This window comes from Bradyrhizobium sp. USDA 372 (genome assembly GCF_053629095.1).
In genome coordinates, this window is sequence record NZ_JBRJHR010000001.1 from 7,412,400 (window position 1) to 7,425,374 (window position 12,975).

Here is a 12,975-nt window from a genome sequence, read left to right on the forward strand (position 1 = left end):
GGGGGGAGGATATTCCAGCCCTTTGGCAGGAATCGCCGTTCGTGAGCGCTTTCGCGGGTTTCGACGCACTTGGCCTCTGGGCTCCGCGGCTCGTTGATCGGCCAGTAAGCGGATCATTCACTCCCGGGGGGGGCGCCTCGTTCTTCGAACAGACGTTTCGGACCGACTCGGGTGATCCGTCGGGCTTGCGCGGCGTTATGCCCGCTCTCTTCGCCGCACCTTCCCGGTCGCGGTTGTCTGCGCTTCTGTCTTCGACGTCTTTGACGAGCGGTCATAATGGCTTGACGCCAACGTTCTCATCTGTGGCGAACGAAGCGGCGCAGAAATCTCAATCGGTTTCCACCCCTGGCGCCACTCACTGGGTCCATCCGACTGACGGAGCCTGGAATGTCGCAACGAATTGGAGCGCCGGGCTTCCGGGGATCATCGATGCCGCGTTCCTCGATGCAGCAGGAACGTATGTCGTCACGAGCTCGGCCGATGTCGACATTGGGAGCCTGGTCCTCGATGCAGGTGCGACGCTTTCGTTGGGGGCCGGCTCGCCGTTTGTCGTCGAAGGCGATGTGCTGAACAATGGGACAGTCGAGGTTGGAGCGTTCCTTGGCAATCGCATTACGACCGGGGAGTTTAGGGGTGACATCAGCGGTACTGGATCTTTCGAGATTGCAGACAAGGCGATCCTGGAGATCGGAGGGTCGGTTTCCGGCCAGTTCCTGAATGGATCGTTCTCCGGCATAACCGTGTCGTTCGAAACGGGAACTGGTACGCTTGTCCTCGATCAGTCGGCCAACTTCGCCGGGTTGATCACAGCTTCATCGCCGGGAGCAGCGCTTTCGCCGGGGAATCTAGTCGACCTGAGGGATCTGCCCTTCACATCGTCGATGTCGGCGACCGTCTCCTACGATAGTAGCTCGAATATCAGCACCGTGGATTTCAGCAACGGTGCGGCCAATGTCACCTTGCTGTTCTCAGGGATGGACTTGAACTGGAATTTCAAGAGCGATGGGCTGGGCGGCACCATCGTCTCCGATCCTCCGACGAATCCCACCGTATTGGAAAACCAGAAGCCAGGCACGCCGAGAAGTGTTTGGGAGATCCAGCCGGGCGACAATTCGACTGTGACCCAGGGGTTTGCGACAGCAATCAGCACCAATGTCGGGGGGACGGTCCAATTCAAGATCAACAACCTGACCGGAAATCCGAATTATCGCGTCGATGTTTACCGGCTGGGCTATTACGGTGGCAATGGTGCCAGACTGGTTACGAGCCTGCAGCATCAGGCTGCAGCCGCGGTCGTCCAACCCGCTCCCTTAAGGGACGCGTCGACCGGTCTCGTAGATGCAGGCAACTGGAGTGTAACCGATTCCTGGAGCGTGCCAACCGATGCCGCCTCGGGCGTCTACATCGCCAACGTCATCAACGGTACCGAGATTTTCCAGATTCCATTCATCATAAGGAACGATGCTTCGCACAGCGACATCGTCCTGCAGACAAGTGATCAGGATTGGCAAGCCTACAACGGTTGGGGAGGGGCCAACCTGTATTTCGGGAATGGCCCCGGCATCAATGGATCGGCCTACGCGGTCAGTTACAATCGCCCCCTCGTGACGCGCGACGGCACCGGAACCTTCTCCGAGGGGGGAGATTCCCCCTTCACAGCTGAGATCGCGGCCATCTATTGGCTCGAGCAGAACGGGTACGATGTCTCTTACATTTCTGGGATAGATGCTGCGACAAACGGCTCGTTATTGCTCAATCACAAAGTCTTCATGGACGCGGGGCATGACGAGTATTGGACCGAAGCTCAGCGCGCCAACGTAGAGGCCGCAGCGCACGCCGGCGTGAACCTTGCGTTTCTCACAGCCAACGAGATCTTTTGGAAAACGAGGTTAGCGCCCAGCATCGATGGCAGCGCGACACCCAATCGCACGCTCATTAGCTACAAGGATACGCACGCAAATGCGCTGATTGATCCGTCAGGACAGGCGACCGGAAACTTTTCCGACCCGCGGTTCGGGGCTCCTCTTCCCTCGAATCAGCTGACCGGCACATTGTTCGCGGTCAACGCGTTTCGGTACGATACGATCACGATACCGTACCCGATGACCCAATTGCGCTTCTGGCGCAATACGGCCGTCGCGCAAACCCCAGCCGGGCAGACTGCCTCGCTCGTACCTGGCTTATTGGGCGTTGAGTGGGACATCGCGCCGGACAATGGATTCCGCCCAGCCGGGTTGGTCAGTGTCTCGTCTTCCACAATCAATGTGGACGGGAAGTATCTGCTTGACTACGGCAACACCTTCGGAGCGGGCACGGCGACCCACAATCTCGTGCTGCATCGTGATCCTGTCAGTGGTGCACTGATCTTCTCGGCCGGTTCTATCAACTGGCCGTGGGCGCTTGCTAGCGACCACGACGGACCGGCGACGCCTGTTGATCCGAACGTTCAGCAGGCGATGGTTAATCTTTTCGCCGACATGGGGGTTCAGCCGGCGACGCTGCAGGCGAGCTTGACTGCCGCAATCCGGTCGACAGACGCTACGGCGCCGAACTCCAGCATCACCAATCTTTCTGCCGCCACTGTTGTCGAGGGGCAGTCGATCACGGTGACGGGGACGGCCAGCGACGCGGGTGGAAAGATTGCCGGCGTCGAAATTTCCACGGATGGTGGAACAACCTGGCACCCAACCAACAGCAATGTTGGCGCGACGAACGTGACGTGGTCATATACGTTCGTCACAGGCGCGCAGGGGACATATGGTCTCAAGACCAGGGCGGTCGACGACAGCTTGAACCTGGAAACACCTGGTGCGGGCACGACCTACACGGTCACGCCATCTTCCAACCTGACACTCTTCAGTCCGACTGATACGCCTGCGGTGATCTCAAACAGCGATTCCGGAGCAGTCGAGGTCGGCGTCAAATTCATCCCCGCTGTGTCGGGCAAGATCACCGGCATACGTTTCTACAAGGCGTCTGATAATACCGGAACTCACATCGGTGACCTCTGGACCACCAACGGGACGCTGCTTGGGAGCGCCACGTTTAGCAACGAAACAGCGAGCGGCTGGCAGCAGGTTGATTTCGCGACTCCTGTCAATGTGCAGGCGGGCGTCACGTATGTCGCTTCCTATCACACGAACACTGGCCACTATTCGTCGACCGACTACTACTTCATCGACTACCGCGGCCTGACGAAAGGTGCGCTCACCGTGCCTGGTAGCAGCCTCAACGGCGTCTACGCCTATGGGAGTAGCCCCGTCTTCCCCAGCAACGTTTCCTATGTCAAGGCCGCGAATTACTGGGTCGACGTCGTTTTCAGCGATTCAGGCCTGACGTCGCCGCAAGCTCACGAAGACAGCGGCTTTACAGTCAGCCAAAATGGCGTGCTGAACATTCCGGCATCGACGCTGCTTGCGAACGACACCAACCCGTCCGGGCTCGCTTTCTCGATTACCAGTGTCGGTAACCCGGCCAACGGAAGCGTAAGCTACAATTCACAGAACCAGACGGTGACTTTTACTCCCAGCGCCGGTTATGCCGGGGCGGCCAGCTTTACCTACACGATCACGGACACGAGTGGCCAAAGCGGGTCCGGCCAGGTCTCGCTCAAGGTCAACTATCCGGCCTCTGCACAGAGCCTGTTCGGCACCAATGATGCACCGAGCGCGCCTAATTCCGGCGACACCAGTCCTATCGAGGTTGGCGTCAAGTTCACCGCATCCGTGAGCGGAACGATAACCGGCCTGCGATTTTACAAGGGATCGTTGAATACCGGTCCCCATATTGCGAATCTATGGAGCTCGACCGGAACCCTGCTTGCGACTGCCACGTTCACCAACGAGACAGCCAGCGGCTGGCAACAGGTCAGTTTTTCCAATCCCGTCGCCATCACGGCAGGGGCAACCTACGTCGCCTCCTATCACACCAACGGCAACTATTCCGGCACTCAGAACTACTTCGTGACATCGCTTGCCAATGGCCAGTTGACGGCTCCGGCTGGCGCCAACGGAGTCTACAGCTACGGATCCGGAAGCGCGTTCCCGACCAACACGTACAAATCCTCCAATTACTGGGTCGATGTCGTCTTCAACGGCTCCTCCTCGACCAGCGTGCCGCAAGCCAACGCCGACGGCGGCTTCACGGTTAGCCAAAATGGTGTGCTGAACATCCAGGCATCAGCGCTGCTGGCGAACGATACCAACCCGTCCGGGCTGGCTTTCTCGCTTACCAGTGTCGGCAATCCAGCCAATGGAAGCGTAAGCTACAATTCGCAGAACCAGACTGTGACCTTTACCCCCACCGCTGGCTATGCCGGGGCGGCGAGCTTCACCTACACGATCACGGACACGAGCGGCCAGAGCGGGTCCGGCCAGGTCTCGCTCAAGGTCAACTATCCGGTCTCCGCACAGAGCCTGTTCGGTACCACTGATGCGCCAAGCGTCCCCAACTCCGGCGATACCAGCCCGGTCGAAGTCGGGGTCAAGTTCACCGCATCGGTGAATGGGACAATAACCGGCCTGCGGTTCTACAAGGGATCATTGAATACGGGTCCCCATATCGCCGATCTCTGGAGCTCGACCGGAACCCTGCTTGCAACTGCCACGTTCACGAACGAGACAGCCAGCGGCTGGCAGCAGGTCAACTTCTCCAATCCCGTCGCCACCACGGCAGGCGCCACCTATGTCGCGTCCTACCACACCAATGGCAATTATTCCGGTACCCAGAACTATTTTGCGACGTCGCTTACCAATGGTCAGTTGACGGCTCCGGCTGGCAGCAACGGAGTCTATGCCTACGGATCCGGAAGCACGTTCCCGACGAATACATTCAAATCCTCCAACTACTGGGTCGATGTCGTCTTCAACGGCTCCGCCGCCAGCAACAATACCCCGCCAACCGCGGTTGCTGACAGCGCGGACGCCATCGAAAAGGGTGGCATGAACAACAGCACTGGCGGTTCGCCCGCGACCGGCAACGTGCTGGCCAACGACACCGATCCCGATTCTGGGGACACCAAGACCGTCACTGCATTCAGCTTTGGCACGACCAGTGGGACGTTCCAGACGCCTCTCGCGGGCGCGCACGGCACGCTCTTGCTCACTGCCTCGGGTGCTTTCACCTACACGGTGAACGAGAACGATCAGGCCGTGCAGGCCTTGCGGCAGTCGACCAATACGCTGACCGATGTCTTCAGCTATACGATGCGGGACGCCGTGGGCGCCGCCTCATCGACCACGCTTACTGTCACCATTCATGGTGCCAACGACGCGCCGGTACTGGCGATCCAGACTAGCAACCAGGCCGTGACCGTTGGTTCGGCGTTTTCGCTAACGTTACCCGCCGGCACCTTTACCGATGTCGATGCCGGGGACTCGCTCACCTACAGCGCAACCGCTGGCAGTTCAGGGCTTCCGGGCTGGCTCACGTTCACTCCATCGACCCGAACCTTTACCGGCACGCCGACGTCCGCGGACGTTGGCACGTTCAGCGTCACGGTGTCCGCTGCCGATCTCGGCAACCTCACGAGCAGCGAGACATTCAATATCGCAGTTTCGGCGGTTCCTTCGACCGTGAGCCTATTCTCGAGCACCGATACTCCCGCGATCCGATCGGGGTCGGACACTTCCCAAGTCAATCTCGGGATGCAATTCACGTCGTCCGTGGCAGGCACGATTACCGGCATCAAATACTACAAGAGCGCGAATGACCCCGGAACCCATACGGGCTCGTTGTGGAGCAGCACCGGCGCGCTACTGGCGACCGCGACTTTCACCAACGAGAGCAGCAGTGGTTGGCAGACAGTCACGTTCAGCAATCCGGTGTCCATCACAGCCGGCACCACCTACGTCGCAAGCTATCACAGCAACGGCCACTACGCCTCCACCACCAGCTACTTCACTGCCGCTCGCACCAATGGGCCGCTCACGGCTCCCGCGAACGTCAACGGCCTTTATACCTATGGAACGAGCAATCTGTTCCCAACCAGTACCTATAACGCGACCAATTACTGGGTTGACGTCGTGTTCAACAGCTCCAGCGGCGGCCCCAACCGGTCACCCGTCGCCGCGAACGACAGCGGCTTCGACGCCACGCAGAACGTGCCCTTCGGGATCCCGGCCTCGGCACTGCTCGCCAACGATACCGATCCGGACGGCAATACGCTTACGATCACGGGCGCGAGCGGCGCTGTGAACGGCGTCGCCAGCTACAACGCCCAAAGTAACAGTGTGGTCTTCACACCGACGACCGGCTACACGGGGCCGGCGTCGTTCAACTACAGCATCTCCGACGGCCAAGGTGGCTCCGCCAGCGCATCCGTCGCCCTCGATGTGAATGCTGCGTCTTCAACGGCTGTGCGCCTGTTTAGCGCAAGTCAGGAGCCTAGCATTGTGGCGGCCAATGATCCTAAGTCTGTGGAGCTGGGCGTCAAATTCCAGACGTCGACCCCGGGCGATATCATCGGCGTTCGCTTCTACAAGGGGCCAACCAACACGGGCACTCACGTTGCAGATCTCTGGAGCAGCACCGGGACTTTGCTGGCAACTGCGGTCTTTACCAACGAGACGGCCGACGGCTGGCAGCAGGTCAATTTCGCCACGCCCGTGACGATCATGCCGGGAACCACCTATGTCGCCTCCTATCATACCGCCGGGAACTACGCGGCCGATCCAGGCCTGCTCGCCAACGCAATTACCAACGGACCTCTGACGGCCCCATCCTCGGGCTCGATCGGCGGCAACGGTGTGTTTGCGTACGGGACAGATAGCCTATTCCCGACCAACACCTACAACTCAACGAGCTATGGCGTTGATGTTGTTTTCAGGCCTCAGCTAGCAGCATAGGAGACGTAAAGATGCACGCCGAACTTTATACCGATGGAATCGAAGAAATTACCGTCAGCGGAACCATCGTCCGCATCGATCTGGTCAGTCTTTCACCGACAGAGCGTGACGCCAACAACGCCCCGAAGCGCGTATTTTCTCAGCGGCTGATCTTTTCGGTCGAAGCTTTCGCCAATTCGGTCGACGTGATGCAGAAGGCGCTTCAGGGCCTGGTTGATGCGGGCGTGGTCCGGCGGAACCAGCCAGCTGGATCGCAAAACGGTGCGTCGGGAGTACGTGATGCGCTGGCGCCCAACACACGGTCTCTGAATGTCTCTTCGAATTTCCGCTGAAATCGATGCCGCTGGCGGCGCGAAGGACCGGGTTGCGGACGCGCCCGCACCCGGATTGTCAACCCAGACGGCATTGGAATGCCTGTCCAAGGTATCCAGTCACCATGGCATAGATCTGCCGGTCGAGCGCTTGAAGCACGCCTATGCGGTAGCCGGCCCGCTCTCGTTGAATCTCCTGTTGCGCATGGCGAAGGATGCAGGCCTGCGCGCGAGAAGCACGAAGCTCGATTGGAGCGCACTGATTCGTCTCGGAGAGGCCTATCCGGCGCTGGCGAGGCTCGCCAATGGCAACTGGATCGCCGTCCTTGGTGCGGGGCGGCGAACTGATGGCACCGAGGTCGTCAGCATCTTCGACCCGCTCGCCGACCGCAAGCACGAGGTCTTGGTTGTCGACCGCGATCGCTTCTGTGCGCAGTGGGCCGGTGACACGATCCTAATCAAGCGCGAGCAGTTGACACGGGATGGTCGAAGGAGTTTCGGCCTCCGGTGGTTCGTGCCGGAACTGCTTCTTCAATGGCGGCTGTTCAGGGACGTCGCCATTGCCGCCATCCTGCTCTATGCGCTGGGCCTCGTCGTCCCGATCTTTTTCCAGCTCGTCATCGACAAGGTTTTGGTTCACGAGAGCTTCACCACTCTGTACGTACTCGCGGCAGGTGCGGCCGTGGCGCTCGTCTTTGACGCGATATTCGGCTTTCTGCGGCGCTACTTGCTGCTATATGCGACCAACAGAGTCGACATTCGCGTTGCGACGAAGACGTTCGGTCATCTCCTCGGGCTGCCAGTCACGTTTTTCGAACATATGGCCGCGGGGGTTCTGGTCAAGCACATGCAACAAGCGGCGCGGATCCGTGAGTTTCTGACTGGCCGCCTGTTTTTGACGACCCTCGATGCGCTCTCGTTGTTCGTCTTCCTGCCGGTCCTCGCGCTGTACAGCGTCAAATTGACTTTGATGGTCCTGGCCTTCACCGCCGCGAGCGGCGCTGTTGTCGGCCTGCTCATGGGCCCATTTCGGCGACGACTGTACGATCTATACCAAGCGGAAGGTGCGCGGCAGGCTCTCCTCGTCGAAACAGTCCACGGCATGCGCACCGTGAAATCGCTGGGGATGGAGCCAGCGCAGAGCAGGGTTTGGGATAGCCGCTGCGCGCAGTCCGTGACCATGCGATTTGGTGTCGAGAAGATTTCCGCAGGCGCCCAGGCGCTCACCGGATTTCTCGAGAAGATCATGACGCTTGGAATCATTTCTGTCGGAGCACTCGATGTCTTCGCTGGAGAAATGACCATCGGCGCTCTGGTTGCTTTCAACATGTTGGCCGGCAGGGTCTCCGGACCGCTGGTCCAGCTCGTGACCATGGTGCACGAGTACCAGGAAGTGGCTCTTGCCGTGAAAATGCTCGGCGAGGTGATGAATCAGAAGCCTGAGCGCGACGGTCGGAAAGATGGGCTGCGGCCCGACCTTGCCGGCAAAATCGAGTTCGAAAGTGTCTCGTTTCGCTACGGATCCGACGGATCGCCGGCGCTTGATGATGTCTCCTTCACCGTCGAGCCAGGATCGATCTTCGGGATCGTGGGACGGAGCGGCTCAGGCAAGACGACTCTCACCAGGCTGATTTCGGGCATGTATCCGGTGCAGCAGGGGCTCCTGCGCATCGACGGATATGACTCGAGGGAGCTCGACCTCGCGCATCTGCGCCGAAACCTTGGAATCGTCCTGCAAGATAATTTCCTGTTTCGCGGGACGGTTCGCGACAATATCGCCTGCGTGAAACGTGATGCCACATTTGCCGAGGTCGTCGCTGCAGCGCAGCTCGCAGGCGCCGACGAGTTCATCGAACGGTTGCCGCGTGGCTTCGACACCATGCTTGAGGAAGATGCCTCGAACCTGTCCGGCGGGCAGAAGCAGCGGCTCGCGATTGCGAGAGCTCTGATCGTCAATCCAAGGATCTTGATTTTGGATGAAGCGACGAGTGCCCTCGATTCCGAAAGCGAAATGATCATCAGGCGCAATCTCCGCCGCTTGGCGGCAGGGCGTACTGTCATCATCGTCTCGCATCGGTTGTCGATGCTCACTGAAGCAAGCCAGATACTGGTGATGGACCGCGGCCGAATCGTCGATGTGGATCGCCACGACCACCTCCTGTCGAAATGCACAATTTACAGGCACTTGTGGAATCAACAGATGAAGCAGATTGCATGAGGGAGACAGGGCCATCACGCGCGGATGTGAAGCCGACCGCTCTTGTTCCGGCCAGGCCGGTCGAGCGCCGCCGCAAGCTATTCAGGCCAGGGCCGAGGCGAGCGCCAGTCATCGCCGAATTCCAGTCCGATGCCACCGAACTCGAGCAGCAAGCGCCACCGCGGCTCGCGCGTTTCACCCTTTACGGCGTACTTGCACTGATTGCTTTCGCGGTCATCTGGGCTTCCGTTTCGCAGGTGGAGATGATCGTCACGGCGCAGGGAAAACTCACCACGACGCGTCCAAATCTGGTTGTGCAGCCGTTGGAAACGTCGGTCATACGCGAGATCCACGTCAAGGCCGGTGATCGCGTCAACCGCGGCGACGTTCTGGCGACCCTCGATCCGACGTTTTCGCAGGCGGATTTCGACCAACTGCGCGGCAGAGTGGCTGGATTCGATGCGTCGATCGATCGTCTGAGCGCTGAATTGAATGGAATCGAGTACGCCGTCAAGGAGCTGACGAATTCGGATCAGATCCTGCAAGGCAAGTTGTTCTTGCAGAGGAGAGCCGCCTACGAGGCGCAGATCCAGAACTACGACGCACAGATCGCTTCCGCGCAAGCCAATCTCAAGACAGCACAGAATGAAGAGGCGGTTCTCCTTCAGCGGCTCGACACGATGCGTTCGATTGAAGCGATGCGAACCACGCTGATGGACAAAGAGGTCGGTTCGAGGCTGAACTTCCTACTGTCTCGCGATGCACGGCTCGAGGTCGAAAGCAATCTGGCGCGTGTTCGCGGCAGTATCGCCGATAGTACCCATCGGCTGGAGAAGGCACGCGCTGATCGGAAAGTATTCGCCGAGGAGTTTCGTCGCACCACCTATCAGGAACTGGTGGAGACGCTGCCGAAGCGCAACAGCGCAGCAGAGGAATTGAAGAAGGCCGAGCTTCGTCGACAGTTGATCGTCCTGCAGGCGCCGGCAGATGCCGTGGTGCTGGATATCGCGAACCGGACCGTCGGCTCGGTGGTTCGCGAAGCCGAAACGCTGTTCGTCCTGGTTCCGCGCAACGTTCCGCTTCAGGCGGAGGTCAACGTCGAGGGGCGGGATATCGGTCAAGTGACGCTCGGACAGGCGGTTCGGATCAAGTTCGAAGCGTTTCCCTTCCAGAAGTATGGAACTGCAACGGGAGAAGTCCGCGTCATCAGTCAGGATACGTTCTCGCCGGATACGAAGGCCGAAGGTGCGCGCCGCGCGCCAGCTCCCTATTACCGCGTACTGGTCGATTTGTCTGACACGCACCTTCGGCTGCCGGCTGAGCGCATCCAACTGATTCCGGGTATGGCGGTGACGGCCGAACTGAAAGTCGGCAGGCGCACCGTGATTTCGTACTTCCTTTATCCGCTGCTGCGCGGATTGGATGAAAGCATTCGAGAATACTAACCCGGCTTGGAATGGCGATCGACCATGATGATTAGTCCGAATTTTGGAGTGAAGCTCGTGGTGCCTACCGTGGAGAGTAAGCTCTCGCGAAATGCACCACTGGTGGACTACGCGCTCAAGGGGCTGGAACGTTGTTGGTTGCCTGAATACCGCCGGTGGTCGCACATCTACCATCTCGATGGACGTTCTTCACCAAACGAATCGGTACCGAGCAGCGACGTATTCTATACTCTCAATGTGCTTCTTGGAATGTCGCGCGTTGCCGAAATTCCAAATGGCATTGATATACCCGAGATATTTCATCGCAACGTTCTGCAACTCACGAAGCTTCCTGTACGCAAGTATGCCTTCGGTATGGCGCTATGGAGCGCGGCCGAGCTCGGGCTCGAAATTCCGGACCCGGTTAAATGCGAGTTGAGAGCCATTCTTTCCGATGAATCCCGGTGGAGGAGCTTCCGTGCGCAGGATCTTGGCATGTTGCTCACGGGAGTCGTGACTCAGGCGAGGGCAGGCGAGAACGAGTGGTGGCGCTATGCCAAGCCGCTTTATCGACTCCTGAAGGAACGCTTTCACAGCGAATCGGGGATGTTCTTCGATGCACCGTTTGGGCTTCGTCGCCGTTTCTCGTCCTTTGCGACGCAGACCTACCTCTCGATCGCCTGCTATCAGTATGGCGAATTTTCCGGTGATGCGTCCGCACTTGTCATGGCCGATACTTGTGTGCGCAATCTGATCGCGCTTCAAGGCTCGCAAGGCGAATGGCCTTGGTTTTTCGACGCGCTGAGCGGCCGCGTCATTGACTACTACGAAGTCTATTCGGTCCATCAGTATGGAATGGCTCCGGCGCTGCTGGAATGGGCCGAGCGCTTTGGGCAGAGGCAATCGCGGGACGCCTTGGTCAAGGGATTCAACTGGGTCCTTGGGTGCAATCAACTGCGCCGACCCATGCTCGTCCCTGAACTGAACCTGACTATCCGCTCGCAAGTTCGCAAGGGTGAATTGACAACAAGGACGCCGAGGGTGTTCCGCGCCCTCAAGAACGCCTGGCTCGGACACGGGGAGCGGCTGATCGACGCTGCGGATGTGGAAGTTCGGCTTGAGTGCCGCAGCTACGAGCTGGGCTGGATTCTGTGGTCATTCGGCCGGCGCACCGACTTGCCGGAACTGACTCACAATGTCGCTTTTGGCGGCCCCTGACAGAATTGCCGTTGCACTAACGATTCCAGGCTACTGCTCGCCTGCTCCGTAGGTGCGAGAGCATCGTCATGGCGCGGTGCGCCCGGACGGCACACAATACGGCAATGGCTTTGAGGCGGACGCCGCTGCCATGCAGACGGTCGCTGGTCAGCACGGTCACAGCGTTTGGCGCGAGAGATGCGAAGACGAGCAAGGCTTGCGCGAGCCAGCGCAATTGCCAAACAGGTTTGCCTTCCGCCATGTTGCGATAGTGTGCGATGTGTCGATCCCATTTGGCGTAGAGCTCCTGCAGAGAGCTCCGGGCCGGGTGGAAGACGATCATCTCGGGGGTGTATCGAAACCGAAGCCCCGCGCGCAACGCACGCTCTCCCCACTCCATATCTTCGGCGACCTCGATGCCAGCAAAAGGGCCGACGCGATCGAAATCGCGGCGAAACACCGCCATGTTGCCAGTGCCGGAATAACCGTGGCGCTCAATATAGAGTTTGAAGCGATAAGAGAAGACGCTCTCATAAGCCGCAATGGCATCGAGCTCCGCATTTTCCGCGCGCCAAATGCGAACGTCGCCCCCGAGAACTGTGCCAGCCGGCGACAAGTTGGACCATTTCACCACGCTGCTCAGCCAATCCGGATGCGCCCTGCAGTCGGCATCGATGAAGGCGAGGATCTCGCCTTTGGCCGCAGCGACGCCTGCGTTTCGCGCCGGTCCCGGACCCGGCTGTGATTCGTGCTGCAGCCGTACACCAGGATGGCCGGCAACGATGTCCGTTGGGGGCGTTGACGAGCCGTTGTCCACCACGATGACCTCGAACGCCTGACGAGGCAGGCTCTGCGCATCCAGGGTGCGCAAGCAGACTTCCAGCGCATCAGACTGGTTCAGATGCGGAATAATGACTGAAATCACTAGTTAAATCCTCTATTTAATTTGCGTTGGGTTGTGTCGTCCGTCCTCTAGCGCTGGAGCCCCGATATCCGGCTTC

The 12,975-nt window shown here is 59.3% G+C and carries 6 protein-coding genes; 5 read left to right on the forward strand and 1 reads right to left on the reverse strand.

Annotation, left to right across the window (positions count from 1 at the left end; translation table 11 throughout):
- Nucleotides 1–713 precede the first annotated feature (713 nt).
- From AB7M16_RS34525 to AB7M16_RS34545, 5 genes are read left to right on the forward strand one after another with little or no spacing between them, the layout of a single operon-like run.
- A complete protein-coding gene (locus AB7M16_RS34525) occupies nucleotides 714–6,845 on the forward strand; it encodes a DUF4082 domain-containing protein (RefSeq protein WP_453947305.1) in 6,132 nt (2,043 codons plus the stop codon).
- Between the two features lie 11 nt (nucleotides 6,846–6,856).
- On the forward strand, nucleotides 6,857–7,177 hold the full coding sequence (locus AB7M16_RS34530) for a hypothetical protein (protein WP_172784590.1): 321 nt from the start codon (nucleotides 6,857–6,859) through the stop codon (nucleotides 7,175–7,177).
- Nucleotides 7,155–9,374, forward strand: coding sequence for a peptidase domain-containing ABC transporter (locus AB7M16_RS34535; protein WP_453946695.1), 2,220 nt, complete (start codon nucleotides 7,155–7,157; stop codon nucleotides 9,372–9,374). Before AB7M16_RS34530 ends, AB7M16_RS34535 begins: the two co-directional genes overlap by 23 nt.
- Nucleotides 9,371–10,798 (forward strand): HlyD family type I secretion periplasmic adaptor subunit, encoded by a 1,428-nt coding sequence (locus AB7M16_RS34540; protein ID WP_453946696.1) that lies wholly within the window; start codon nucleotides 9,371–9,373, stop codon nucleotides 10,796–10,798. Before AB7M16_RS34535 ends, AB7M16_RS34540 begins: the two co-directional genes overlap by 4 nt.
- Before the next feature lie 24 nt (nucleotides 10,799–10,822).
- Nucleotides 10,823–11,995 (forward strand): hypothetical protein, encoded by a 1,173-nt coding sequence (locus AB7M16_RS34545; RefSeq protein WP_453946697.1) that lies wholly within the window; start codon nucleotides 10,823–10,825, stop codon nucleotides 11,993–11,995.
- 16 nt (nucleotides 11,996–12,011) lie between these two features.
- Here AB7M16_RS34545 and AB7M16_RS34550 read toward each other — a convergent pair whose 3' ends face one another.
- On the reverse strand, nucleotides 12,012–12,899 hold the full coding sequence (locus tag AB7M16_RS34550; protein ID WP_453946698.1) for a glycosyltransferase: 888 nt from the start codon (nucleotides 12,897–12,899) through the stop codon (nucleotides 12,012–12,014).
- Nucleotides 12,900–12,975: the final 76 nt, after the last annotated feature.